The following is a 23966-nucleotide window of genomic DNA, read 5'->3' as shown; positions in this document are numbered from 1 at the left end:
GCTGCGGCGGCTTTCACGAACTCCATGATAGACCATGCGAATGCGCGGCGACGCGCGGCGGGCGGGTAAACGAGCAACGGCGACCCCAGGGTCGCCGTTGCGCAAAGACGCTGGATGCGGATCAGGCGGCGAGTCGCTTGTCGCGCTCGATGATTGCGTAGGCCGAGTGGTTGTGGATGGACTCGAAGTTTTCCGATTCCACCGCGAAGGCGACGATGCGCTTTTCCGCGTTGAGCAGGCCGGCGACGTCGCGCACCATGTCCTCGACGAACTTGGGGTTGTCGTAGGCGCGCTCGGTGACGTACTTCTCGTCGGGGCGCTTGAGCAGTCCGTAGACTTCGCACGAGGCCTGCCCTTCGACCAGGGCGACGATCTCCTCGATCCACACATGGTCGGCCAGCGTGGCCGTGACGGTGACGTGCGAGCGCTGGTTGTGCGCGCCGTAGTCGGAGATCTTCTTGGAGCACGGGCACAGGCTGGTGACCGGGACGAGAACCTTCATCGTGAACTCGTACTCGCCGCCCTCGCGGATCTCGCCGATGAAGGTGACCTCGTAGTCCATCAGGCTTTGCACGCCGGAGACCGGAGCGGCCTTGTTGATGAAGTAGGGAAAGGTCATTTCGACATGGCCGGACTCGGCTTCGAGTCGCTGCACCATGCCGCGCAACATGGGCTCGAAGGACTCGACCGAAATCTCGCGCTCGTTGCCGTTGAGCAACTCGACGAAGCGCGACATGTGCGTGCCCTTGAAGTTGTGGGGCAGACCGACGTACATGTTGAAGGTCGCGACCGTGTGCTGCACGCCGCCGCTCTTGTCGAGCACCTTGACCGGATGGCGGATCGACTTGATGCCGACCTTGTTGATCGCGAGGCGACGGTTGTCCTCGAAGCTCTGCACGTCCGGAATGGTCTGGAGATCGTTGGGGTTCATCTGGGTGTCCGGTGGGGATCAGCGAGGCCGGATATTAACAAACCCGACCAAAACGCTCAACTATTGTCCTGATTCAGTTTCTCAATCGACGCGAGGATGCCGGCCGCGTCCAAACCGGCTTCGGACAGCAGCTGCGCCTGTTCGCCGTGGTCGACGAAGGCGTCGGGCAGGCCCAGGCGTAGCAGGCGCGGACGGGTGTTCAGCGTTTCGAGTACGCGCGCCACCTCGCTGCCGGCGCCGCCGATGACGACGTTGTCCTCGAGCGTGACGATCAGATCGTGATCCGCGGCCAGGGCCTGGATGCACTCGGCATCGAGCGGCTTGACGAAGCGCATGTTGACCACCGTCGCATCGAGCGCGTCGCCGGCGGTCAGTGCCGGCGCGAGCAGGTTGCCGAAGGCGAGCAGGGCGATGCGCTTGCCGCTGCGGCGAACTTCAGCCTTGCCGATTGGCAGCGTCGCCATCTTCTGCACGGGCTCGACCTTCATGCCGCCACCTCGCGGATAGCGCACGGCCGTCGGGCCGTCATGACAGTACGCCGTGTACAGCATCTGGCGACATTCGTTCTCGTCGGCCGGCGCCATCACCACCATGTTCGGGATGCACGTCAGATAGGACAGGTCGAAGGCCCCGTGATGGGTCGCGCCGTCGGCGCCGACCAGGCCGGCGCGGTCGAGCGCGAACACCACCGGCAGGTTCTGCAGCGCCACGTCGTGGATGAGCTGGTCGTAGGCGCGCTGCAAAAAGGTCGAATAGATCGCCACGACCGGTTTGCGGCCCTCGCAGGCGAGGCCGGCGGCGAAGGTCACGGCATGCTGTTCGGCGATGCCGACATCGTGATAGCGGCGCGGGTATTCCTCGGCAAAGCGCACCAGCCCGGAGCCCTCGCGCATCGCCGGCGTGATCGCCACCAGGCGTTCGTCCTCGGCCGCCATGTCGCACAGCCAGTCGCCGAAAACCTTGGTGTAGGTGAGTTTGCCGCCGCCCTTGCCGGCGGCGATGCCGGCCTCGGGTTCGAACTGCGACACCCCGTGGTAGAGGATGGGGTCGGCCTCTGCGAGCTTGTAGCCATGGCCCTTGCGCGTGACCACATGCAGGAACTGCAGGCCCGGCAGGCGTCGCAGGTTGTGCAGCATCGGGATCAGCGCGTCCAGATCGTGCCCGTCGATGGGGCCGTAGTAATGGAAACCGAATTCCTCGAAGAGCGTGCCCGGCGTGACCAGCCCGATGACGTGTTCCTCGACCTTGCGCGCGAATTCGAGCATCGGCGGGGCCAGCCCGAGCACCTTCTCGCCGGCGCGGCGCGCGGCGTTGTAGGTGCGCCCGGAGAGCATGCGCGCGAGAATGCGCGTCATCGCGCCCACCGGTGGCGAGATCGACATCTCGTTGTCGTTGAGGATCACCAGCATGTCGATGCCGTCGAGTTCGCCGGCGTTGTTGAGTGCCTCGAAGGCCATGCCGGCGCTCATCGCGCCGTCGCCGATCACGGCGATGCTCTGGCGCTTTTCGCCCTTGTCGCGTGCCGCCACGGCCATGCCCAGCGCGGCCGAGATCGAGGTCGACGAATGCGCCGTGCCGAAGGTGTCGTATTCGCTCTCGCAGCGCCGCGGAAAGCCCGAGATGCCGCCCGCGCGGCGCAGCCCCGCCATCGCCTCGCGCCGCCCGGTGAGAATCTTGTGGCCGTAGGTCTGGTGGCCGACGTCCCACACGATGCGATCGTCCGGGGTGTCGTAGATGTAGTGCAGCGCGATCGACAATTCCACCGTGCCGAGGTTGGACGACAGGTGGCCGCCCGTCTTCGACACCGATTCGAGCAGGAAGGCGCGCAGCTCGTCGGCGAGCGCGGGCAACTCGCTGCGTTCGAGTCTGCGCAGGTCCGACGGGGATTCGATGCGTTCGAGCAGGGGATACTGGGACATGATCGGATCAGCTTTCGCCCGGTGCGGGCTTCAGAACTTGCGATGGACGATGAATCCGGCGAGTTCCGCCAGATGATGCGCGCGTCCGCCCAGCGGAGCGAGTGCTTCGCATGCTTCGGCCAGCAGCGCGTCGGCGAGCGCACGCGTCTCGCTGATGCCGAGCAGGCTGACATAGGTGGGCTTGTCGTGGTCGGCATCCTTGCCGGCCGTCTTGCCCAGGGTCGCGGTGTCGGCGTCCGCATCGAGGATGTCGTCGACGACCTGAAAGAGCAGACCCACGAGTTTGCCGTAGCGATCCAGCCGGTCGAGGGCGTCGTCGTCGGGTGCGCCGCACAGCGCACCCAGACGTACCGAGGCGCGGATCAGCGCGCCGGTCTTGTGGATGTGCATGAATTCGAGCTCCTCGCGCGTGAGCTCCTTGCCGACCGAGGCCAGGTCGATGGCCTGGCCGCCGGCCATGCCGCGCGAACCCGAGGCCTGCGCGAGCTGCGCGATCATCTCGAGCTGACGGCCTGCGTCGTCTGCCAGCGGCGTATCGGAGAGTACCTGAAAGGCCAGCGTCTGCAGGGCGTCGCCGGTGAGCAGGGCGGTGGCCTCGCCGAACTCGACATGTACGGTCGGTTTGCCGCGCCTCAGCACGTCGTTGTCCATGCATGGCAGGTCGTCATGCACGAGCGAATAGGCATGGATCAACTCGACTGCGCAGGCGGCGCGGTCGAGCCGCTCGGGCTCGGCCGCAGCGATCTCGCCTGCGGCGTGCACAAGCAGGGCGCGCACGCGCTTGCCACCCTCGAGCACCGCGTAGCGCATCGCGGCGTGGAGCTCGTCGGGAGAGAGCGCTGCGTCGGGCAGCGCCGCGTCCAGCGCCTGTTCGGTGCGCTGCTGGATCGCGGCCATCCAGGCCGCGAAGTCGCGCGAACTCACGATGTCTTCCCCGGGGGAGCGTCGACCAGGGTGTCGCCTTCGAGCTGGCTGACGCGCTGCTCGGCGCGCGCGAGGGTATCCTGACAGTGGCGCAACAAGCCGACGCCGCGCTGGTAATGGTCGAGCGCCTGCTCCAGGCTGAGCTGACCCGCCTCCATCGCGCGCACGATCTCCTCCAGTTCACCGATGGCGGCCTCGAAGGATTTTGGCGTTGCAGGGGATTTGCTCATGGGGATGCGTGCGCGGGGAAAGTTTCGAACATAACCGATCCCCCGGCTGGCGGTCAAACGGCTTTTGGTTTACATTAACCGGTTCTTTTTTCGCCGAATTTCTTTGTTCTGGCTTGTGGGGGTTCGGACATGTCCGACGCGGCTCTTCGTGCGCAACTTGCGCCGGCAGCTTCGCAGCTTCCGGTGTCGACGTATTTCGACGAGAAGGTCTTCGAGCAGGAGCTGAAGCTGCTCTTCGATGCCGGTCCGGGCTACGTCGGCCATGAACTGATGGTACCCGAAGTCGGCAACTACCGGTCCCTGGAATGGCTGGATCATGCGGCGCTGCTGGTGCTCAACGCCGACGGCGTCCATCGCATGTCCAACGTCTGCCGCCATCGCCAGGCGATCATGCTGCAGGGCAGCGGCACGACCGAACACATCGTGTGTCCGGTGCACCGCTGGACCTACGACACCGCCGGAGCCCTCAAGGGTGCGCCGCACTTCGCCTGCAACCCCTGCCTGAACCTGCGGCGCGAGCCGCTGCAGGGCTGGAACGGTCTGTTGTTTCGCGGGCCGCGCGACGTGGCGCAGGATCTGGCCGGAATGAAGGTGGCCGACCAGTTCGATTTCTCCGGTTTCAAGCTCGACCGCGTCGAGATTCACGAGTGCAACTACAACTGGAAGACCTTCATCGAGGTCTATCTGGAGGACTATCACGTCGCGCCCTTCCACCCCGGGCTGGGCAACTTCGTCACCTGCGACGACCTCACCTGGCAGTTCGGCGACTGGTATTCGGTGCAGCGCGTGGGCGCCACCTCCCTGACGAAACCTGGCACGGCGGCCTATGCGCGCTGGCACGAGGCCGTCCGCTCGATCTACGGCGACGAGCCGCCGCCTCACGGCGCACTGTGGCTGACCTACTACCCCAACGTGATGGTCGAGTGGTATCCGCACGTGTTGGTGGTAAGCACGCTGATTCCGCGCGACGTGAACAAGACCACCAACGTGGTCGAGTTCTACTATCCGGAAGAGATCATGGAGTTCGAGCGTGACTTCGTCGAGGCTGAACAGGCAGCCTACATGGAGACGGCCGTCGAGGACGACGAGATCGCCGAACGCATGGATCGCGGGCGTCTGGCGCTGTACCGCGAGGGGCGCAATGAGGTCGGCCCCTATCAGTCGCCGATGGAAGACGGCATGCAGCACTTCCACGAGTTCTACCGGCGGGTGATGGGCATGGGCGCTGGGTGATTCGTCGTGCCCGCAATGCAACAAGGCCGCCCTCGGGCGGCCTTGTTGCATTGCGATGTCAGCTTTGTTTCTGCAATGCCCTGGGCAGCGGAAACACGACCTTCTCGGGCACGCCCTCGAGGGTTCGCACCGAATTGCCGCCAAGCTCCCTGATGCGTGCGATGACCGAGTCGACCAGCACTTCCGGGGCGGATGCGCCGGCGGTCACGCCGATGCGCGACTTGTCGGCGATCCAGTCGGGGTCGATCGCGTCGGCATCATCGACCAGCCAGGCGGGAATGCCGCGCAGGGCGGCAACCTCGCGCAGGCGGTTGGAATTGGAACTGTTGGGCGAGCCCACCACGATCACCGCATCGACCTGCCCGGCGAGTGCGCGCACCGCGTCCTGACGGTTCTGCGTGGCGTAGCAGATGTCGTCCTTGCGCGGGCCCTGTATGTCCGGGAAGCGCTCGCGCAGGGCGGTCACGATGGCCGCGGCGTCGTCGATCGACAGCGTGGTCTGAGTGACGAAGGAGAGGAAATGCGGCGTGGCCGGCGCCAGCGTGGCCACGTCTGCGACCGATTCCACCAGATGGATGCCGCCGTCGATCTGACCCATCGTGCCCTCGACCTCCGGGTGGCCGCGATGGCCGATCATGACGATTTCGCGCCCCTGCTCGTGCATGCGCGCGACTTCGTTGTGCACCTTGGTGACCAGCGGGCAGGTCGCGTCGAACACCTTCAGGCCGCGTGCGTCGGCCTCGTCGCGTACGGCCTGCGACACGCCGTGGGCACTGAAGATCACCGTCGCGCCGGCCGGCACTTCGTCGAGCTCCTCGACGAAGACCGCGCCCTTGACGCGCAGGTCCTCGACCACGAAGCGGTTGTGCACGACCTCGTGACGCACGTAGATGGGCGCGCCGAACAGTTCGAGCGCGCGCTCGACGATGTCGATGGCGCGTTCCACGCCGGCGCAGAAGCCGCGCGGGGAGGCCAGCAGGATCTGCTTTTCGTTCATGCGCGCTCCGCTCAGAGCACGCCGATCACGCGGACGTCGAAACGGATGTCCTTGCCCGCGAGCGGATGGTTGAAGTCGATCGTCACCGCCTCGTCGTCCACCTCGGTGACCAGCCCCGAATAGCGCGAGCCGTCCGGCGCGAAGAATTCCATGAAGCTCATCGGCTCGATGCCGGCCTCGCTCTCGGGCAGGTCGGCGCGCCGCACGCGCTCGATCAGGTCCTCGCGATAGTCGCCGAAGGCTTCGCCCGGCGCCAGTTCGAAACTCTTCTCGGCGCCGTTCTCGAGGCCCACGAGCAGGCTCTCGAGGCGCGGCTGCATCTCGCCCGCGCCCAGTTGCAGGGTGGCCGGGTTGCCGTCGAAGGTGCTGATCAGCGGCTGGCCGCTGGCCAGCTCGATGCGGTAGTGCAGCGTGACGAGGCTCTCGGACTGGATGGATGAATTCATTGCGGGGACTCCTTTGATGGCCTGCGCTGCGGGCGGAACTGCGTCCACAGCATCAGGACGACGCCGACCGTGATCGCCGAGTCGGCGGCATTGAACGCCGGCCAGCCGTACTGGCCGACGTGAAAATACAGAAAATCGACCACAGCACCGTAGGCGATGCGGTCGATGACGTTGCCGATCGCGCCGCCGATGATCAGGCTGAAGGCCAGCGGCAAGGCGGTCTCGTCGCGGTGCTGGTAGAGCAGCGCGAGCAGCCAGCCGCAGATCACCACGGCCAGACCGACGAAGAACCAGCGCTGCCAGCCCGGCTGGTCGGCCAGAAAGCTGAAGGCCGCTCCCGGGTTATAGACCAGCACCAGGCGGAAGAAATCCGTCACCTGGATCGGCGCGCGGTCCGCCAGCGTCTGCAGCACGAGCCATTTGGTGGCCTGGTCGACCACCACCACCAGCGCCGACAGCGCGAGCCAGGACGCCAGTCGCGCGTTCATCGGCGAGCCTGTCGTGCATCACGCATGGCGGCGCACCTCGGGCTCGCCGTGCAGGTTGCCGTGGCAGCGGCCGCACAGTTGCGGGTGCTCGGCGTGCGCGCCCACGTCGGCGCGGTAGTGCCAGCAGCGTTCGCATTTGGCGTGCTCCGAGGCGTTCGCCTCGACGCCTTGTTCGGCTTCTGTCGCGACGCGCACCAGCTCGGCGCTGGAGGTGATCATGACGAAGCGCAGGTCCTCGCCCAGGCTGGCCAGCGCATCAAAGCGCTCGCCGGCGGCGCGGATGCACACGTTCGCCTGCAGCGAGGCACCGATGCCACCGGCGCTGCGCAAGTCCTCGAGCACCTTCTGCGCCTCGGCGCGTGCCTCGCGGATCAGCGTCCAGCGCGCGAGGCGGGCTTCGGCGTCGGCGATCCCGGGAATCTCGTGCCAGGTGTGCAGCATCACGCTGTCGTCTTCGCCCGCGCCGGTCAGTGCCTGGATCTCCTCGGCGGTGAAAGACAGAATGGGCGCCATCAGGCGCGTCACCGCCTGCGTGATGTGCCACAGCGCGGTCTGCGCCGAGCGGCGTGCGCGCGAGTCGGCGCGCGTGGTGTACAGGCGGTCCTTGAGGATGTCGAGGTAGAAGGCGCCCAGATCTTCGGCCGCGTAGTTCTGCAGCGCCTGCACGATGCGGTGGAATTCGAAGCGTTCGTAGTCGGCCGTGATCTGGCGCTGCAGGCCCGCCAGATGGGCGAGCGCCCAGGCGTCGACGTCGAGGAGCTGGTCGACCGGCACGGCATCGCGCGCCGGGTCGAAATCCGCGGTGTTGGAGAGCAGAAAGCGCAGCGTGTTGCGCAGCCGGCGATAGACTTCGACGACGCGATCGAGAATCTCCTTGGAGATCGTCAACTCGCCCGAGTAGTCGGTGGCCGCCACCCACAAACGCAGGACTTCGGCGCCCAGCGTGTCGGAGACCTGCTGCGGGGCGACGACGTTGCCCTTGGACTTGGACATCTTCTTGCCCTGGCCGTCGACCACGAAGCCGTGCGTGAGCAGTGCCTTGTAGGGTGCGCGGCCGTCGATCGCGCAGCCGGTGAGCAGCGACGAGTGGAACCAGCCGCGATGCTGGTCCGAGCCTTCCAGATAGAGATCCGCCGGCCAGCCCGATTCGTCGCGATGCGAGCCGCGCAGCACGCTCCAGTGCGTGGTGCCGGAGTCGAACCACACGTCCAGCGTATCGCGCATCTTCTCGTACTCGTCCGCCTCGTCGCCGAGCAGCTCTGCCGCGTCCAGACGGAACCAGGCGTCGATGCCCTCGCGTTCGATGCGTTGCGCGACCTGTTCCAGCAGTTCCAGGCTGCGCGGGTGCGGCTCGCCGCTTTCGCGATGCAGGAACAGCGGGATGGGCACGCCCCAGTTGCGCTGGCGCGAGACGCACCAGTCCGGGCGGTTGGCGATCATCGCGTGCAGGCGTGCCTTGCCCCACGACGGGTAGAAGGTGGTGGCCTCGACCGCGTCGAGCGCCAGTTCGCGCAGCGTCGGCGCGTCCGCGGCGCGCCCTTCGGCCCGCTCCATGCCGACGAACCACTGCGTGGTTGCGCGGTAGATCACCGGCGTCTTGTGGCGCCAGCAGTGCATGTAGCTGTGGTTCAGGCTGCCCGACGAGAACAGGCAGCCGGCTTCGTCGAGCTTTTCGATGACCTTGGGGTTGGCCTTCCAGATTGACAGGCCACCGAAGAATTCCAGGCTGTCGGCGTAGCGCCCGTCGGCCTGTACCGGCGTGAGGATCTCGTCGAAGCGCATGCCGTAGCGCGTGCACGTGACGAAGTCGTCCATGCCGTAGGCCGGCGCGCTGTGTACGACGCCGGTGCCGGTGTCGGTGCCGACGTAGTCGCCGAGCATGACGCTCGAGACGCGATCGTAGAACGGATGGCGGAACTCGATGCGGTCGAGGGCGATGCCGCGGCACGCGCCGAGCACGCGGCCTTGCAGCGCGTACCGTTCGAGGCAGGCCGCGCGCAGCTCGGCGGCGAGCACCAGCATGCCGCGCTCGGTCTCGACCAGCTCGTAGACCACCTCGGGGTGCACGTTGAGTGCCTGGTTGGCGGGGATGGTCCACGGCGTGGTTGTCCAGATCACCGCGAATACCGGCCCGCCGGGCAACGCATCGAGACCGAAGGCGTGTGCGAGTCGGCTGCGCTCGGCCATCGCCAGCGGGAAGCCGACGTCGACCATCGGCGAGCGATGGTCCTGATATTCGACCTCGGCCTCGGCCAAGGCCGAACCGCAATCGAAACACCAGTTCACCGGCTTGAGTCCCTTGAACAGATAGCCTCGCTGCAGGATCTCGCCGAGTGCGCGCACTTCCGCCGCCTCGGTTTCGAAGGCCATCGTGCGGTAGGGGTTGTCCCAGTCGCCGAGCACGCCCAGACGGATGAAGTCCTTCTTCTGGCGCTGTACCTGCTCCTCGGCATATTCGCGGCACAGGCGCCGTGCCTGGTCGGCGGGCAGATGCTTGCCGTGGGTCTTCTCGATCTGGTGCTCGATCGGCAGTCCGTGACAGTCCCAGCCCGGCACGTAAGGGGCGTCGAAGCCGGCCAGCGTCTTCGAGCGCACGATGATGTCCTTGAGGATCTTGTTCACCGCATGGCCGATGTGGATGTCGCCGTTGGCGTACGGCGGCCCGTCGTGCAGCACGAAGCGCGGGCGCCCCTGCGCCTTCTCGCGGATGCGCTGATAGAGTCGGCGGTCCTGCCACTCGGCGATCCAGCCCGGTTCCCTCTTGGCGAGGTTGCCGCGCATAGGGAAGGGCGTGTCCGTGAGATTGAGCGTCTTGCGGTAGTCGGCCATGTCTGCGGTGGGATTCAGTCCTGTAGGGGGTGGTCTGCGAACCAGGCGCGGGCGGCGGCCTCGTCGCGGCGAATCTGTTGTTTCAGCGCATCGAGCGAATCGTAACGCGCCTCGTCGCGCAGCTTGTGCAGGAAATGCACGCGCAGATGGGCGCCATAGCACTCGGCGCTCCAGTCGAGCATGTGCACCTCGAGGTTGGGGCATTGGCCGCCGACCGTCGGGCGCGAACCGAGGTTGGCGATGCCGGCCACGGGCGCGGGCGCGAGCCCTTCGACGGCGACCGCGAACACGCCGGTCAGCGCAGGGCGGCGATGGCGCAGCGCGATGTTGGCGGTGGGGTAGGCGATGCTGCGCCCGAGCTGCTTGCCGGCCACCACCCGCCCGGCGATGCTGTAGGGCCGGCCGAGCAGCTCGGCCGCGCGATCGAGCGCGCCATCGGCCAGCGCGGCGCGAACCGCCGAACTGGAAACCCGCACGCCGTCGTGTTCGAGCGTGGGCATCGCCTCGACACCGAAACCGGCGCGCGCACCTTCACGCTGTAGCAGGGCAAAATCACCCTGGCGGCGCGCGCCGAAGCGGAAGTCGTCACCGATGATCAGATGGCGCACGTCCAACCCGCGCACCAGCATGTTTTCGACGAAATCCTCGGCGCTCATCGCGGCAAGGCCCGCGTCGAAGCGGCACACGTAGGCGCGATCGACCCCATGGGCGGCGAGCTGTAGCAGCTTGTCACGCATCGACGCGAGTCGCGTCGGGGCGGTCTCCGGGGAGAAATACTCGCGCGGGTGCGGCTCGAAGGTCAGCACGGTTGCAGCCGCGTCCAGCGCGCGCGCGCGCTCTACGAGCAGATCGAGCAAGCCCTGGTGGCCGCGGTGCACGCCGTCGAAGTTGCCGATGCTCAGCACCGACGGCTGCGTAGCCCGCTCCGGAATCCTCCGAAGAACCTGCATAAGCGCCTGAAAAAGGCGCAATTATACGGTATTGAACACGTTCTGCGCGATGCGCGCCGCTTAGTCGGTCGCGCGTGCGACCGTCGTGCGCCGTGCCGGGGCGCCGGTGTCGAGGTATTCGCGGATGCCGTCGATGATGGCGTCGGCCAGCTTGTTCTGATAGGCGCCGTCGTTCAGGCGCCGCTCCTCGTCGGGGTTGCTGATGAAGGCCGTCTCGACGAGGATCGACGGCACGTCGGGCGAGCGCAGCACGGCGAAGCCGGCCTGTTCGACCTGCGGCTTGTGCAAGCGATTGATGCCGCCGAGCTGGCTCAGCACGGAGGAGGCCAGCTTGAGACTGTCGTTGATCGTGGCCGTCTGCGACAGGTCGAGCAGGGTGCGGGCGAGATGGCCTTCCTGGCGCGTGAGGTTGACGCCGCCGATCAGGTCGGCCTCGTTCTCCTTCTGGGCGAGCCAGCGTGCGGCGGTACTGGTCGCGCCGCGCTCGGAGAGCACGTACACGGAGCTGCCGTTGGCCTGCGGCTTGACGAAGGCGTCGGCGTGAATGGACACGAACAGGTCGGCCTTGGCGCGGCGCGCGATCGCGACGCGCTGGTACAGCGGCACGAAGTAATCGCCATTGCGCGTGAGCACTGCCTGCATGTCGGGCTGGGCGTCGATGCGTGCCTTCAGGCGCTTGGCGATCGACAGCGTGACGTTCTTCTCGTAGGAGCCGCGCCGACCGATGGCGCCCGGATCCTCGCCGCCGTGACCGGGGTCGATCACCACCGTGTGGATGTGCGGACGGGCTGCCTGATGCCCGGCTTCGCGCGGTTTTTCGAGCAGCGCCAGGATGGGATCGACCGGCTCGCTCGGATACAGGTCCACGACCAGTCGGTGGCCGTAGCTCGCAATCGGGTTGAGCGTGAAGATCTGCGGCTTGATGCCGGCCTTGAGGTCGACCACCACACGCACCACGCCCGGACGGTTGATGGCAGCGCGGATGCGGTGGATCAGGGGGTCGGATTCGAGCACCTTGTCGGGAAGCGACTGCACCACGGCGTTGAACTCGATGCCCTTCAGATCGATGACGAGACGATCAGGGTCGCTCAGCATCATCTGGCTGAACTCGATGCCGCGTTCGCTCTCGAGCGTGATGCGGGTGTATTCGGTGCCGGGCCACACGCGTACGGCCACCAGACTGGTGGCGGCGGCGAAGCCGACGGGGCTGACGAGCAGGGCGAGGGAGGCACCGGCGAAGCGCAGCAGTTCGCGTCGCGTGATGCCCGCCGGAGGATTCAGGACGGGCAGGCTTGCAGGGTCGACATCATGATGTGAACGCATCTTCGTCCGGTTTCCGTCAGTGCTTCGACCTCGATGTCCCTGCCCGGGGCGCGGACGCTGAGGCGAACTTCGATGTCGGCATTGGCGATGTACGGTTCGGCCTTGCCGGGCCATTCTACAAGGCACGCGCCCGTTCCGGAGAAATATTCTTCCAGCCCTGCTTCCAGGAATTCTTCCGGAACGTTGAACCGATAAAAATCAAAGTGATATAAGTTTAATCTAGAAACTACATAAGGTTCAATCAAGGTGTAAGTGGGGCTTTTTACCTTTCCGGTGTGACCGAGCCCGTGCAGACAGCCGCGAACCAGTGTCGTCTTGCCTGCGCCGAGGTCGCCGACGAGGTAGATGACCAGCCCTGCAGCAAGCCCCTCGGCCAGCGCCGCGCCGGCGCGCTCGGTGTCTGCCTCGTCCGCCAGATGTGCGGAGAAGCCGCTGCCGGTATCATCGATGGGGTGAATGTCCTGAATCATGCTCAAGCCTCCGACGGCCCCGTCGATGCCGACGGTGCCGCCTTCGTCGCGCGCATCCGCGCCTGGGGTGCGGAGCTGGGTTTCGATGCGGTCGCGGTGACCGGGGTCGATCTGCGTGAGGCCGAACCGGGGCTGGCCGCGTGGCTGGCCGCGGGTTTCCACGGCGAGATGGATTATATGGCGCGCCACGGCATGAAGCGCGCCCGCCCGGCCGAACTGCTGCCCGACACCGTGCGCGTGATCAGCGCGCGCATGAACTACTGGCCCGACGCGGCCGATGCCGAGGCCGCACTCGCCGACCCCGCGCGTGCCTATGTATCGCGCTATGCGCTGGGACGCGACTACCACAAGCTCATGCGCGCGCGCCTCGCCAAGCTCGCAAAGCGCATCGAGGCGGAAGTGCCACACGGCCACCGCGTATTCGTCGACTCCGCTCCTGTGCTCGAAGTCGAACTCGCCACCCGTGCCGGCCTGGGCTGGCGCGGCAAGCACACCTTGCTGCTCAACCGCGAAGCCGGCTCCACGTTCTTTCTCGGCGAGATCTTCACCGACCTGCCGCTGCCCGTCGACGCGCCGCAGGCCGAGCACTGCGGCACATGCACGGCCTGCATCGACGCCTGTCCCACCGGCGCCATCGTCGCACCCTACGAGGTCGATGCACGCCTGTGCATTTCGTATCTCACGATCGAACTCAAGGGTGCGATCCCCGAAGAGTTGCGCCCGATGATCGGCAACCGCATCTACGGCTGCGACGACTGCCAGCTCGTGTGCCCGTGGAACCGCTTCGCACGCATCACCGCCGAGCCCGACTTCGCCCCGCGCAACGCGCTCGATGCGGCCACGCTGGTCGAGCTGTTCGCGTGGACCGAGGCAGACTTTCACGAGCGCACCGCCGGCAGTGCGATCCACCGCATCGGTTATGAGCGCTGGTCGCGCAATTTGGCCGTGGCCCTGGGCAACGCGCCCACCACGCCCGAGATCGTCGCGGCGCTGCGCGCTCGCGCCGAAGATCGCTCCGAGCTGGTGCGCGAGCACGTCTGCTGGGCGCTGGAGCAGCACGCGGGCTAGAATCCGCCAATTTTCTCGGGGCTACGGATGGCGACAGACGGCGCAATCGGCGTATTCGATTCCGGCATCGGCGGGCTGACCGTGGTGCGCTCGTTGATGGATCGCCTTCCGTTCGAGGACATCGTGTACTTCGGCGATACTGCGCGCGTGCCATACGGCATCAAGTCGGTGGCGACGATCCGCCGATTCGCGGGGGAGATCGCGCGCTTTCTGATGCAGCGCGACGTGAAGATGCTGATCGTCGCGTGCAACACGATGGCGGCTGTGGCCGACGACGTGGTGCGCGAGTGTGCGGGCGAGGTGCCGGTGATCGACGTGATCGATGCCGGCGCGCGGGCGGCTGTGGCCGGGTCGCGCAGCCGGCGCGTGGGGGTGATCGGTACGCCGACGACGATCAACAGCAATGCCTACGCCGAGCGCATCCATGCGCTCGATCGCGGCGTGCGCGTGTATTCGGCGGCCTGTCCGCTGTTCGTGCCGCTGGTCGAGGAGGGCTGGCTGGATCACCCGGTGGCGCGCATGACGGCGCGCGAATATCTCAAGCCGGTGCTGGCCGAGGAGGTCGATACGCTGGTGCTGGGCTGCACCCACTATCCGCTGCTCAAACCGTTGTTGCAGCGGGTGGTGGGGCGTCGCGTGGGGCTGGTGGATTCGGCCACGACGACCGCCGAGCTGGCCGCGGACGAGTTGCGGCGACAGGGGCTCGCGCGCGAGGCGGGCAAGCCGGCGCATCGCTTTTATGTCACGGACGTGCCCTTGCGCTTCGAGGCCATCGGCGAGCGCTTCCTGGGGCGCTCGCTGGGGACGGTGGAGAAGGTGGACTGGGCCGTCGACTGATTTTCCCCGGATGGCCCGCCGGCAGGTCGCAGTGTCGGACCTCGCTGCGCTCGCTCCGACCTACCCGGGTCCGGTCGCGACGGGGCGTGACGGATCGGCGCACCACTCGCTCCACGAACCCGGATAGAGGCTTGCGCCGGAAAGGCCGGCGATCTCCATGGCCAGCAGGTTGTGGCAGGCGGTCACGCCGGAGCCGCACTGGTGCACGATCTCGGTGGGGTTGCGTGAGCCGAGCAGGGCGAGGAATTCGGCGCGCAGTTCATCGGCGGGGCGGAAGCGCCCACCTTGCAGATTTTCACGGAAGAAGCGGTTCACGGCGCCGGGGATGTGGCCGGCGACCGGGTCCAGGGTCTCGTTCTCGCCTCGAAAGCGGTCCGGGCTGCGTGCGTCGATGAGCAGCACTTCGTCGCGCTCCAGCGCGCCGCGCAGGGCCTGCGTACCGATCGCGGCGACCGAGCCCGGATGCACGCCGTGCGTGGTCGGCAACGCCTCGTGGATCTGCGTCTCGACCGGGTGGCCGGCCTCGCGCCAGGCGCGCCAGCCGCCGTCGAGCACGGCCACGCGATCGTGGCCGATCCAGCGCAGCATCCACCACAGTCGCGCGGCGATCGCGCCGCCGGCATCGTCGTAGGCCACGACCTGATCGTCGGCGCGGATGCCGCGCCGGCCGAGCCGCGCGGCGAACTCGTCGGGGTCGGGCAGCGGGTGGCGACCGTTGCGCCCGTCGCGCGGGCCGGACAGATCTTCGTCCAGGTGCAGGAAGCGTGAGCCGGGGATGTGGCCTTCGGCGTAGGCATGCCGGCCGGCACCCGGGTCGGCTAGATCATGGCGGCAGTCGATGAGGCGCAGGCCTTCCTCTCCAAGATGGGTGGCCAGCGTACCGACGTCGATGATCGTGTCGTAATGCTTCATTCGATGGACTCGGTAGGCGTTTCGATCCAGGCCAACGCTTCGGCCTCGTCGTTGAAAACCAGCACCTGGCCGTCGACGAAGAGTTGCGTGACCCATGCGCTCCAGGTGAGCCACTCGCTTTCGGTGAGCACTGCGATGCGGCGGAAGTCCTTGCTGTGCTGGCGGGAGAACTTGATGTCTTCCCACGCCACGTCGACCGTGAAGCCGGCCATTTCGCGCAGATCGATGAACAGGTCCACCGGGCCCTTGAAGCGGTGCGTGTAGTTGAAGATTTCCTCGAATTCGCGGTAGTCGGCGAGCGTGAATTCGCCGAACACGGCGATCGAGATGCGCTGCTCGCTCTGGTCGATGGTGATCATGTCGTTCTCCGCGTCGATTGCGTGCAGACCACTATAGAGCGCCAGGCGGAGGGCGTCGAGAGGCGCGCGCGCCGCGCCCCCCCTGATAGGCTCGTGTCCTGTTGCCGATCACGGAGGCTGCGATGACCTGTCTGCTCGCCCTCGATCAGGGCACGACCAGCTCGCGCGCGATGGTGTTCGATACCGATGGACGGGTGCGCGGGGCATCACAGCGCGAGTTTCGCCAGCACTACCCGCAGCCTGGCTGGGTCGAGCACGACGCGCACGAGATCCTGACCACGCAGCTCGACTGCGCGCGCGCGGCGATCGCCGAGGCCGGCGTTGCGCCGTCGGACGTCGTCGGGCTGGGTATCGCCAATCAGCGCGAGACGACCATCGTGTGGGAGCGCGCGACGGGGCGCGCGATCGCGCCGGCCATCGTCTGGCAGGACCGGCGCACCGCGCCCGACTGTGACCGCCTGCGCGCGGTCGGCCAGGCCGAAGCGATTCGGCGCAGCACCGGGCTGGAGCTGGACGCCTATTTCTCGGCCACCAAGCTCGCATGGATCCTGCGCGAGGTGCCCGGCGCGCGCGAACGTGCGCGGCGTGGCGAGCTGGCCTTCGGCACCGTAGATGCCTGGCTGATCTGGCACCTGAGCGGCGGGGCGCTGCACGCGACCGACGCCGGCAACGCCTCGCGCACGATGCTCTACGACATCCACCGCGGACAGTGGGACGACGATCTGCTCGCGCTGTTCGACATCCCGCGGTCGATGCTGCCGACGGTCGTCGACAGCATCGGCGTGTGTGGCCACGCGCAGCGCGACGTGCTCGGCGCAAGCATTCCGATCGCCGGCATCGGCGGCGACCAGCAGGCGGCGACCTTCGGTCAGGCGTGTCTTGCGCCGGGCATGGCCAAGCAGACCTATGGCACGGGCTGCTTTTTGCTGATGAATACCGGCGAACGTGCGGTGGAGTCGGCCAATCGGCTGCTCACGACGATCGGCTGGCGGCAGCGGGGTGCCAGCACCTACGCGCTCGAGGGGAGCATCTTCGTGGGCGGTGCGCTGGTGCAGTGGCTGCGCGACGAACTGGGGCTGGTGCGCAGATCGGAAGACATCGAGGCGCTCGCCGCCTCGGTCCCCGACAGCGCTGGCGTGGTGCTGGTGCCGGCCTTCACCGGGCTGGGCGCGCCGTGGTGGGATGCCTATGCGCGTGGCACGCTGTTGGGGCTCACGCGCGGCACGACGCGCGCGCACATCGCACGCGCCGCGCTCGAGGCGATTGCGCTGCAGACGGTCGATCTGGTCACGGCCATGGACGCCGACGGAGCCGGCCCGTTGCGTGAACTGCGCGTCGACGGCGGGGCCGCGGCCAACAACCTGTTGATGCAGATGCAGGCGGACCTGCTCGGCGTGCCGGTGGTGCGTCCCGAGATGCTCGAGACCACCGCCTTCGGTGCGGCCTGTCTGGCTGCGCTGGGGGTCGGTGTGTGGGCAGACGAGGCGACAGTGGCCTCGCACTGGCGGGAGGCGGCGCGCTTTCAGCCGCGCATGTCGCGTGACCGGCGTGAGGCGGTCATCGCGCGCTGGCATCGCGGCGTGGAGCGCGCGCGCGACTGGGCGCAGGAGTGAGACACGCGGCTCAGCGCATGATCATGTTGTCGCGGTGGATCAGCTCGGGCTCGTCGATGTAGCCCAACAGGGCCTCGATGCGGTTGCTGGGCTGGCGGGCGATGCGGCGGCATTCGTTGCTGCTGTAGTTGACCAGGCCGCGCGCGACTTCCTCACCGGCGCCCGTGCGGCAGGCCACTACCGCGCCGCGTTCGAATTCGCCGCGCACCTCGACCACGCCCACCGGTAGTAGGCTGCGGCCGGTGGCCAGCGCCCTGGCCGCGCCCTCGTCGACGACGAGGCTGCCAGCCAGTTGCAGGTGGTCGGCCATCCACTGCTTGCGCGCGGCCAGCGGGCTGCTGGTGGCGAACAGCAGCGTGCCCAGCGGCTCGGCCGCGGCCAGACGAACCAGTGCGTCCGGTTCGGCGCCGCTGGCGATGCAGGTGTGTGCGCCGCTGCGTGCCGCGCGTTGCGCTGCGCGCACCTTGGTGATCATGCCGCCCTTGCCCAGACCGGTGCCGGCGCCGCCGGCCATCGCTTCCAGGCTGGCATCCTCGGCCGCAGCCTCGCCAATCAGGGTCGCGGTCGGATCCTTGCGCGGGTCCGCCGTGAACAGGCCGGGCTGGTCGGTCAGGATGACCAGCACGTCGGCTTCGATCAGGTTGGCCACCAGGGCGCCCAGCGTGTCGTTGTCGCCGAACTTGATCTCGTCGGTGACGATGGTGTCGTTCTCGTTGATGATGGGCACCACGCCCAGCTCGAGCAGCGTGGCCAGCGTCGAGCGCGCATTGAGGTAGCGCTTGCGGTCGGCGAGATCCTCGTGCGTGAGGAGAATCTGCGCGGTGTGCACGCCGTGTGCCGAGAAGGCTTCTTCATACGCCTCGACCAGCCCCATCTGACCGACCGCGGCTGCCGCCTGCAGGCGGTGCATCTCGTGCGGGCGCTTGGTCCATCCGAGGCGCTGCATGCCGGCGGCGATCGCACCCGATGAAACCAGCACGACTTCCTTGCCGGCCGCACGCAATTCGGCGATCTGGCGCGCCCAGTCGGCCATCGCGGTCTTGTCCAGGCCGGCGCCGTTGCGGGTCACCAGCGCGCTGCCGACCTTGACGACGAGGCGGCGGGAGGATCGGATCTTCTCTCTCATGGCCTTATCGAATCACGGGTTCAGTCGGCGCGCTCTTCGGTCGGGGGCGTGTCTTCGGCCACGTTGGCGCGCTCGGCGGCTTGCTCGGCTTCGATGCGCGCACGCTCGACATCGAGGAAATCCTGCAGCGCGAAGATCAGAGCGCGGCAACCGTCGCCGTTGATCGCGGCGATCTCGAAGTGCCGCTCCACCGGCCCGTAGGCCTCGAGGAAGGCGGACACGCGCGCGCCGCGCTCTTCTTCGGGAATCAGGTCGAGCTTGTTGAGCACCAGCCAGCGCGGCTTGGCGTAGAGCGCTTCGTCGTAGCGACGCAGTTCTTCGACGATGGCCTTGGCGTCGTGGACCGGGTCGGCCTCGGGATCGAAGGGCGCCAGATCGACAAGGTGCAGCAGCACGCGGGTGCGCTGCAAGTGGCGCAAAAACTGGTGACCCAGGCCGGCGCCATCGGCCGCACCCTCGATCAGGCCGGGAATGTCGGCGATGACGAAGCTTCGCTCCTCGCTGGTACGCACCACGCCGAGGTTGGGCTGCAGCGTCGTGAACGGGTAATCACCGACCTTGGGGCGTGCGGCCGAGACCGAGCGGATGAAGGTGGACTTGCCTGCATTGGGCATGCCCAGCAGGCCGACGTCGGCCAACACCTTCAGTTCGAGGCGCAGCATGTGGCGTTCGCCTTCCTCGCCCATGGTGCGCTTGCGCGGTGCGCGGTTGACGCTGGACTTGAAATGCAGGTTGCCCAGCCCGCCCTTGCCGCCGCGCGCGACCATGACCTGCTTGCCGTCCTCGTCGAGGTCGGCGATCAGCTCGCCCGTCTCGTAGTCGGTGATCACGGTGCCCACCGGCATGCGCAGCACGATGTCCTCGCCGCCCTTGCCGTAGCAGTCGGCGCCGCGGCCATTCTCGCCGCGCTGGGCGCGAAAGTTGCGCTTGAAGCGGTAGTCGATGAGCGTGTTCAGGTTGCGGTCGGCGACCGCATAGACACTGCCGCCACGCCCGCCGTCGCCGCCGTCCGGACCGCCGCGCGGCACGAACTTCTCGCGCCGGAACGAGGCGGCGCCATTGCCGCCGTCGCCGGCGAAGACTTCGATGCGCGCTTCGTCAAAGAATTTCATTGTGGTTTTCCGGTGAGCGGAAACGAAAAAGCCCTATCCCGAGGATAGGGCTTTTCGCGTCTTCGGGGGCGCTCAGGCCGCGTTCGGAACGATCGCCACGAAGCGACGCTTGAGCGGGCCCTTGACCGAGAACTGCACGGTGCCGTCGGACAGCGCGAACAGCGTGTGGTCCTTGCCCATGCCGACATTGTCGCCCGGATGGTACTGGGTGCCACGCTGACGGATGAGGATGTTGCCTGCGGTGACGGCCTGGCCACCGTAACGCTTGACGCCGAGTCGTTTTGATTCGGAGTCGCGACCGTTACGGGAACTGCCGCCGGCTTTTTTGTGTGCCATGTCTTATTCCCTCCTGACTCAGGCCGTGATGTCTTCGATGCGAAGCTCGGTGAAGTTCTGGCGATGACCCTGACGCTTCTGGTAGTGCTTGCGTCGGCGCATCTTGAAGATGCGGATCTTGTCGTGACGACCGTGCGAGACCACGGTGGCCTTGACCGTTGCGCCCGAAACCAGTGGCGTGCCGATCTTGACCGACTCGCCTTCGCCGACCATCAGAACCTGGTCGAGAGTGATTTCGGAGCCCACGTCAGCCGGTATCTGTTCTACCTTGAGTTTTTGGCCGGCAGCGACGCGATACTGCTTGCCGCCGGTTTTTATGACCGCGTACATGGAAAAGCTCCAATGAATGGATAGGTGGTGCGAAGAATCGCGCATTCTGCCGTCCAAGTCGCGGATAGTCAAGGACTTGTGCCGGTTCGGCGCGGCGCGTCGGACGTTACCGCTTGTCGGGTAGGGCGATGTCCGATGTGTGCCTGCGATGCTTAATCGGCCGACGGGGTGTCATCTTCCGGTGGTGGGGGCAACTCCGCCAGCAGGACTTCGAGCGCGTGCTGCTCGGTGCGGTAATGCGCGTGCGGCTGCAGGCGCTCCCAAAGGCCGGTGCGCTCCATTGCGTCGATGATCTGCTTCTTCAACCCGCAGAAGGCCAGCGTGCGCTGCTCCGCGATGGCGCGCGCATGCAGTGCCGAGATCGCGTCCAGTCCGGTCGAGTCGACGTTGTTGATGCCGGCGGCCGAGACCAGCAACACCTTGACGTCGGGCTGCGCGCGCAGCGCGTCGGCCGCGGCGTCCTCGAACAGTTCCGAGGTGACGAAGGTCAGTGCGCTGTCGAAGCGCATGATCACCAGATTCGGGTGCGGGTGGGGCAGGCCGAAGCGTTCGCGGTCGCGGTAGGTACCGTCCTCGTGCAGGCCGAGCAGCGCCACGCGCGGCTGCATGTCGCGGTAGAGCATCAGCGACAGCGAAATCAGCAGGCCGACCAGAATGCCGTTCTGGATGTTGGGCGCGAAGGCCAGCGTGGACACCAGGGTCGCGGTCGCGGCCACGCCGTCGTCGCGACCGGCCTGCCAGGTGCGCACGAAGGCGGCCGGATCGAGCAGGTTGAATACGACCAGCACGATGACGGCAGCCAGCACGGCGATCGGCAGATGCCACAGCAGCGGCGTCAGGAACAGCAGCGTGACGACGACGAAGGCCGCCGAGACGATCGACGAAAGACCGGTATGTGCGCCGGTGGCGAAATTCAGGGCCGAGCGCGAGAACGAGCCCGACACCGGCATGCCGCCGTTGAGCGCCGATGCAATCTTGGCCAGGCCCTGGCCGATCAGTTCCTGGTTCTGTCGCCAGCGCTCGCCTGTGCGGGCAGTGATCACGCTGGCGCTGGCGGTGACCTCCATGAAGCTCACCAGCGCGATGACGAAGGCGGCCGGGAACAGCGCGACGATGAGGTTCCAGTCGAAGGCCGGCAGCACGAAGTCGGGCAGGCCCTGCGGCACGTGGCCGACGACTCGCCCGCCGCCGGCCTCGAAGCCGGTCGCGGCTGAGATCGCGGTGGCGATGGCGACGACGATCAGCACCCCGGGCAGCTTCGGTGCGATGCGCCGCATCAGGATCAGCGCAGCCAGCGTGGCCAGCCCGAATGCCAGCGCCGGCAGGTGCAGGTCCGTGAAGCTGGTCAGCATGTTCAGGAAATCGACCATGAAGTGCTCGGAGCGCTCCATGCGCAGCCCCAGCATCGACGGCACCTGCGACAGTGCGATGAGCAGCGCGGAGGCGTTGATGAAGCCGGTCATCACCGGACGCGACAGCAGCTTGAGCAGCCAGCCCAGACGCAGGCCGCCGAGGGCGAGCTGGATCAGGCCGGAGAGCAGGGCCAGCACGATCGCCGCTTCGAGAAAACCCTCGGTGCCGGGGCGCGCCACCGCGATCACGCTCGCTCCAGTGAGCAGCGAGGTCAGCGCCACCGGGCCGGTGGCGATCGCGCCGCAGGAGCCGAATAGCGCGCCCACGATGGCCGGCAGCAGCGCCGCGTACAGGCCGATGTGCGGCGGCAGCCCTGCCAGCTGCGCATACGCCAGCGCCTGTGGCACCAGCACCAGACCGACGGTGATGCCGGCGATGATGTCGCCGCGCACGCCCAGCGCGCGCCATTGCGCGGGCCAGGCGAGGAAAGGCATCAGGCGGTCGCGCCAGGTCGGGGGGGGCTGGTTCATGCGGGCGAAGGAGGTGATTACCGATTCACAGGCCCAGTCCGAGCCGGCTCTCGAGGAACAGTTTGCGCCGGGTCGGCGGCACGAAGAATTCCTGATAGTAGACGGCCGGGCCGGAGCCGAAAAATGCCGTGCAGCTTACCAGAATGGCAGTGGTGCCGACCGGCACACCGATGGCCAGACAGCCGGGTACCGGAATCGTCGCCTGTTCGATGTAGTGGCGCGCTGTGGCCAGCTGGGTGTTGAACTCGGCCGCGATCAGCTTCTTGATGTTGGCGCTGTGCAGCGACTCGATGGGCCGTTCGGCGAGCGTGGCGACGCGGTCGATGCAGGCGTAGAAGCGCGCATAGACCGAGAATTCCTCGCCGATCTGCATGCGCCGGTCGATGCGCAGGATCTTCTCCGAGCGCTGGCCCAGATGTTCGCTCCAGCGGCCGTGGCCGGTGATCGTGAAGCGACGCAGCACATGGGCATAGACGGGCAGGAAGCTCTTGCCGTCGTCGGCCAGAAAGCGCATGTGCCAGGGGTCGAACAGCTCCTTGATGCGCGGCGGGATGAAGGTGCCGTGACCGCGCTTGCGCACCACGATGCCCTCGTCGACCAGATCGCGGAAGCAGCGCTGGATGGTGCCCAGGCTGAACGGCAGACTGTCGGCCAGTTCGGTCTCGGTGGGCAGCTTCTCGCCCGGCCTCCACACGCCCTGCTTGATCGATTCCTTGATCGCCATGCGCAACTGCACGTGCTTGGTTTGCCGGCTGCCCTCGCGCGGGATGCGGCGCACGATCTCGGCGGCGCGGTCCGTCATTGCCTCCATCCATCCTCCTCCCACCTGGCATTGTGACGCAGGCCGACATGCCGCGCGTTCAGCGCAGCGTGTCGATCAGCCCGAAGATCCCCAGCGCCAGCAGCAGCACGCCGAGCGCGCGGAAGAAGCGCGTTGCATCGCTCATCAGCAGGCGGTCGTGCAGGCGCTGGCCGGCCACGTGCCCGAGCAGCGCGCACGGCAGCAGCCAGACGTGATGCACCAGTTGCAGATCCACGCCGGCGGCGACGAAGGACACGAGCTTGATCACCACCATGCCGACCCACGCCACCAGCAGCGTGTCGCGCAATCGCTCGCGCGCCACATGGGCGGCGAACACCGCGACGATCAGCGGGCCGCCGATCAGCGAGTTGCCCATCACGTAGCCGCCCAGCGCGAGCAGGGCGGCGTCGCTCTTCGGTCCGCGGCTGCGGATCGGACGCGCGAACACATAGCCCAGCGCGTAGGCCACGACGATCGCGAAGATGATCGCGCTGGTCACGCGCGGCGGCAGTGTCAGCAGCCCGAAGATGCCGACGATGGCCGGCGGCAGCATCCACGGCGTGGCGCGCGCCAGATAGGTCCAGTCGACGCCGCTCGTGCGCGCTGCGGTCGTGCCGGCCGGTCGCAGCGCTCCGCGCAGCGCCGCCCACAGCCCGAAGATCAGCATGTGTACGGCGATCACCGGCAGGAAGACGAGCGCGTCGTCGACGATCAGCAGCAGCAGGGGCAGCACCAGCACGGCGCCGCCGAAGCCCAGCCCGGCACGCACGAAACCGCTCCACACGAACAGTGCGCCGATGGCCACGTATTGCAACGGGTGCAGGTTTTCCATGCTTGGTCCAGCGCCG

24 protein-coding genes are annotated in these 23966 nt (G+C 67.2%); 4 read left to right on the top strand and 20 right to left on the bottom strand.

All coding sequences use genetic code 11. From position 1 onward, the window contains the following. Window positions 1-121 precede the first annotated feature (121 nt). From folE2 to xseB, 4 genes are read right to left on the bottom strand one after another with little or no spacing between them, the layout of a single operon-like run. Window positions 122-931 (bottom strand): GTP cyclohydrolase FolE2, encoded by an 810-nt coding sequence (gene folE2 / locus C0099_RS12205; protein WP_102247671.1) that lies wholly within the window; start codon window positions 929-931, stop codon window positions 122-124. Between the two features lie 56 nt (window positions 932-987). After that, window positions 988-2850 carry a 1-deoxy-D-xylulose-5-phosphate synthase gene (gene dxs / locus C0099_RS12200; RefSeq protein WP_102247670.1) on the bottom strand — a complete coding sequence of 621 codons (1863 nt, stop codon included), beginning with the start codon at window positions 2848-2850 and terminating at the stop codon, window positions 988-990. 30 nt (window positions 2851-2880) lie between these two features. After that, window positions 2881-3774 (bottom strand): polyprenyl synthetase family protein, encoded by an 894-nt coding sequence (locus C0099_RS12195; protein ID WP_228151584.1) that lies wholly within the window; start codon window positions 3772-3774, stop codon window positions 2881-2883. Then, window positions 3771-4004, bottom strand: a complete 234-nt coding sequence (gene xseB, locus C0099_RS12190; protein ID WP_102247669.1) for an exodeoxyribonuclease VII small subunit — start codon at window positions 4002-4004, stop codon at window positions 3771-3773. Before xseB ends, C0099_RS12195 begins: the two co-directional genes overlap by 4 nt. A gap of 129 nt (window positions 4005-4133) precedes the next feature. Between xseB and C0099_RS12185 the strand changes: the two genes are divergently transcribed. Then, a complete protein-coding gene (locus C0099_RS12185; protein WP_102247668.1) occupies window positions 4134-5237 on the top strand; it encodes an aromatic ring-hydroxylating oxygenase subunit alpha in 1104 nt (367 codons plus the stop codon). A 58-nt stretch (window positions 5238-5295) separates the two neighbouring features. Here C0099_RS12185 and ispH read toward each other — a convergent pair whose 3' ends face one another. Genes ispH through tsaE form a run of 7 tightly spaced genes read right to left on the bottom strand, consistent with a single transcriptional unit; the run spans window position 5296 to window position 12740 of the window. After that, window positions 5296-6234 (bottom strand): 4-hydroxy-3-methylbut-2-enyl diphosphate reductase, encoded by a 939-nt coding sequence (ispH, locus tag C0099_RS12180; protein WP_102247667.1) that lies wholly within the window; start codon window positions 6232-6234, stop codon window positions 5296-5298. Window positions 6235-6245: 11 nt separating this feature from the next. After that, window positions 6246-6680 carry an FKBP-type peptidyl-prolyl cis-trans isomerase gene (locus C0099_RS12175; protein ID WP_102247666.1) on the bottom strand — a complete coding sequence of 145 codons (435 nt, stop codon included), beginning with the start codon at window positions 6678-6680 and terminating at the stop codon, window positions 6246-6248. Further along, window positions 6677-7168: a signal peptidase II gene (gene lspA, locus C0099_RS12170; RefSeq protein ID WP_102247665.1), complete on the bottom strand. Its 492-nt coding sequence runs from the start codon at window positions 7166-7168 to the stop codon at window positions 6677-6679. The genes C0099_RS12175 and lspA overlap by 4 nt, the downstream gene beginning before the upstream one ends. 18 nt (window positions 7169-7186) lie before the next feature. Further along, window positions 7187-9997 carry an isoleucine--tRNA ligase gene (ileS, locus tag C0099_RS12165; RefSeq protein ID WP_102247664.1) on the bottom strand — a complete coding sequence of 937 codons (2811 nt, stop codon included), beginning with the start codon at window positions 9995-9997 and terminating at the stop codon, window positions 7187-7189. A 14-nt stretch (window positions 9998-10011) separates the two neighbouring features. Next, window positions 10012-10947, bottom strand: a complete 936-nt coding sequence (locus C0099_RS12160; protein WP_102247663.1) for a bifunctional riboflavin kinase/FAD synthetase — start codon at window positions 10945-10947, stop codon at window positions 10012-10014. A gap of 60 nt (window positions 10948-11007) precedes the next feature. Next, window positions 11008-12270 carry an N-acetylmuramoyl-L-alanine amidase gene (locus C0099_RS12155; RefSeq protein ID WP_102247662.1) on the bottom strand — a complete coding sequence of 421 codons (1263 nt, stop codon included), beginning with the start codon at window positions 12268-12270 and terminating at the stop codon, window positions 11008-11010. After that, window positions 12225-12740 (bottom strand): tRNA (adenosine(37)-N6)-threonylcarbamoyltransferase complex ATPase subunit type 1 TsaE, encoded by a 516-nt coding sequence (gene tsaE, locus C0099_RS12150; RefSeq protein ID WP_102248495.1) that lies wholly within the window; start codon window positions 12738-12740, stop codon window positions 12225-12227. The genes C0099_RS12155 and tsaE overlap by 46 nt, the downstream gene beginning before the upstream one ends. On the opposite strand from tsaE, the gene queG reads away from it, so the two are divergent. Next, on the top strand, window positions 12723-13808 hold the full coding sequence (queG, locus tag C0099_RS12145) for a tRNA epoxyqueuosine(34) reductase QueG (protein ID WP_228151583.1): 1086 nt from the start codon (window positions 12723-12725) through the stop codon (window positions 13806-13808). The genes tsaE and queG overlap by 18 nt on opposite strands. A 27-nt stretch (window positions 13809-13835) precedes the next feature. Next, entirely contained in the window at window positions 13836-14645 is an 810-nt protein-coding gene (gene murI / locus C0099_RS12140) for a glutamate racemase (RefSeq protein ID WP_102247661.1), read from the top strand. Between the two features lie 60 nt (window positions 14646-14705). On the opposite strand, the gene C0099_RS12135 is transcribed toward murI, so the two are convergent. Both C0099_RS12135 and C0099_RS12130 read right to left on the bottom strand, forming a co-directional pair. Then, window positions 14706-15557 (bottom strand): sulfurtransferase, encoded by an 852-nt coding sequence (locus C0099_RS12135; protein WP_102247660.1) that lies wholly within the window; start codon window positions 15555-15557, stop codon window positions 14706-14708. Further along, the gene (locus C0099_RS12130; protein ID WP_102247659.1) at window positions 15554-15916 is read right to left on the bottom strand and encodes a SpoIIAA family protein; all 363 of its coding nucleotides are present in this window, start codon (window positions 15914-15916) and stop codon (window positions 15554-15556) included. Before C0099_RS12130 ends, C0099_RS12135 begins: the two co-directional genes overlap by 4 nt. Window positions 15917-16038: 122 nt before the next feature. Here C0099_RS12130 and glpK point away from each other — a divergent pair, with 122 nt between their 5' ends. Further along, complete coding sequence (gene glpK / locus C0099_RS12125; protein WP_102247658.1) at window positions 16039-17529, top strand: glycerol kinase GlpK; 1491 nt, start codon at window positions 16039-16041, stop codon at window positions 17527-17529. A 10-nt stretch (window positions 17530-17539) separates the two neighbouring features. On the opposite strand, the gene proB is transcribed toward glpK, so the two are convergent. From proB to C0099_RS12090, 7 genes are all read right to left on the bottom strand, one after another. After that, window positions 17540-18655, bottom strand: coding sequence for a glutamate 5-kinase (proB, locus tag C0099_RS12120; RefSeq protein ID WP_102247657.1), 1116 nt, complete (start codon window positions 18653-18655; stop codon window positions 17540-17542). Between the two features lie 20 nt (window positions 18656-18675). Next, the gene (gene cgtA / locus C0099_RS12115; RefSeq protein WP_102247656.1) at window positions 18676-19767 is read right to left on the bottom strand and encodes an Obg family GTPase CgtA; all 1092 of its coding nucleotides are present in this window, start codon (window positions 19765-19767) and stop codon (window positions 18676-18678) included. 72 nt (window positions 19768-19839) lie between these two features. After that, window positions 19840-20103 carry a 50S ribosomal protein L27 gene (gene rpmA, locus C0099_RS12110; RefSeq protein ID WP_102247655.1) on the bottom strand — a complete coding sequence of 88 codons (264 nt, stop codon included), beginning with the start codon at window positions 20101-20103 and terminating at the stop codon, window positions 19840-19842. An 18-nt stretch (window positions 20104-20121) separates the two neighbouring features. Continuing rightward, window positions 20122-20433 carry a 50S ribosomal protein L21 gene (rplU, locus tag C0099_RS12105; RefSeq protein WP_102247654.1) on the bottom strand — a complete coding sequence of 104 codons (312 nt, stop codon included), beginning with the start codon at window positions 20431-20433 and terminating at the stop codon, window positions 20122-20124. A 152-nt stretch (window positions 20434-20585) separates the two neighbouring features. Next, a complete protein-coding gene (locus C0099_RS12100; protein ID WP_102247653.1) occupies window positions 20586-22316 on the bottom strand; it encodes a SulP family inorganic anion transporter in 1731 nt (576 codons plus the stop codon). A 25-nt stretch (window positions 22317-22341) separates the two neighbouring features. Continuing rightward, window positions 22342-23127: a GntR family transcriptional regulator gene (locus C0099_RS12095; RefSeq protein WP_102247652.1), complete on the bottom strand. Its 786-nt coding sequence runs from the start codon at window positions 23125-23127 to the stop codon at window positions 22342-22344. Window positions 23128-23176: 49 nt separating this feature from the next. Continuing rightward, on the bottom strand, window positions 23177-23950 hold the full coding sequence (locus tag C0099_RS12090; protein WP_102247651.1) for a TSUP family transporter: 774 nt from the start codon (window positions 23948-23950) through the stop codon (window positions 23177-23179). Window positions 23951-23966: the final 16 nt, after the last annotated feature.

Source organism: Pseudazoarcus pumilus (assembly GCF_002872475.1).
Lineage (GTDB): Bacteria > Pseudomonadota > Gammaproteobacteria > Burkholderiales > Rhodocyclaceae > Pseudazoarcus > Pseudazoarcus pumilus.
Note: the sequence above shows the minus strand (reverse complement) of the source record. Positions and strands in the feature narration are given on the sequence as shown.

Bases quoted from the DNA above. Each gene is read 5' to 3' on its own strand.
- folE2 (WP_102247671.1), bottom strand. From the start codon at position 931: ATGAACCCCAACGATCTCCAGACCATTCCGGACGTGCAGAGCTTCGAG.
- dxs (WP_102247670.1), bottom strand. From the start codon at position 2,850: ATGTCCCAGTATCCCCTGCTCGAACGCATCGAATCCCCGTCGGACCTG.
- xseB (WP_102247669.1), bottom strand. From the start codon at position 4,004: ATGAGCAAATCCCCTGCAACGCCAAAATCCTTCGAGGCCGCCATCGGT.
- C0099_RS12185 (WP_102247668.1), top strand. From the start codon at position 4,134: ATGTCCGACGCGGCTCTTCGTGCGCAACTTGCGCCGGCAGCTTCGCAG.
- ispH (WP_102247667.1), bottom strand. From the start codon at position 6,234: ATGAACGAAAAGCAGATCCTGCTGGCCTCCCCGCGCGGCTTCTGCGCC.
- C0099_RS12175 (WP_102247666.1), bottom strand. From the start codon at position 6,680: ATGAATTCATCCATCCAGTCCGAGAGCCTCGTCACGCTGCACTACCGC.
- lspA (WP_102247665.1), bottom strand. From the start codon at position 7,168: ATGAACGCGCGACTGGCGTCCTGGCTCGCGCTGTCGGCGCTGGTGGTG.
- ileS (WP_102247664.1), bottom strand. From the start codon at position 9,997: ATGGCCGACTACCGCAAGACGCTCAATCTCACGGACACGCCCTTCCCT.
- C0099_RS12160 (WP_102247663.1), bottom strand. From the start codon at position 10,947: ATGCAGGTTCTTCGGAGGATTCCGGAGCGGGCTACGCAGCCGTCGGTG.
- C0099_RS12155 (WP_102247662.1), bottom strand. From the start codon at position 12,270: ATGCGTTCACATCATGATGTCGACCCTGCAAGCCTGCCCGTCCTGAAT.
- tsaE (WP_102248495.1), bottom strand. From the start codon at position 12,740: ATGATTCAGGACATTCACCCCATCGATGATACCGGCAGCGGCTTCTCC.
- murI (WP_102247661.1), top strand. From the start codon at position 13,836: ATGGCGACAGACGGCGCAATCGGCGTATTCGATTCCGGCATCGGCGGG.
- C0099_RS12135 (WP_102247660.1), bottom strand. From the start codon at position 15,557: ATGAAGCATTACGACACGATCATCGACGTCGGTACGCTGGCCACCCAT.
- C0099_RS12130 (WP_102247659.1), bottom strand. From the start codon at position 15,916: ATGATCACCATCGACCAGAGCGAGCAGCGCATCTCGATCGCCGTGTTC.
- glpK (WP_102247658.1), top strand. From the start codon at position 16,039: ATGACCTGTCTGCTCGCCCTCGATCAGGGCACGACCAGCTCGCGCGCG.
- proB (WP_102247657.1), bottom strand. From the start codon at position 18,655: ATGAGAGAGAAGATCCGATCCTCCCGCCGCCTCGTCGTCAAGGTCGGC.
- cgtA (WP_102247656.1), bottom strand. From the start codon at position 19,767: ATGAAATTCTTTGACGAAGCGCGCATCGAAGTCTTCGCCGGCGACGGC.
- rpmA (WP_102247655.1), bottom strand. From the start codon at position 20,103: ATGGCACACAAAAAAGCCGGCGGCAGTTCCCGTAACGGTCGCGACTCC.
- rplU (WP_102247654.1), bottom strand. From the start codon at position 20,433: ATGTACGCGGTCATAAAAACCGGCGGCAAGCAGTATCGCGTCGCTGCC.
- C0099_RS12100 (WP_102247653.1), bottom strand. From the start codon at position 22,316: ATGAACCAGCCCCCCCCGACCTGGCGCGACCGCCTGATGCCTTTCCTC.
- C0099_RS12095 (WP_102247652.1), bottom strand. From the start codon at position 23,127: ATGGAGGCAATGACGGACCGCGCCGCCGAGATCGTGCGCCGCATCCCG.
- C0099_RS12090 (WP_102247651.1), bottom strand. From the start codon at position 23,950: ATGGAAAACCTGCACCCGTTGCAATACGTGGCCATCGGCGCACTGTTC.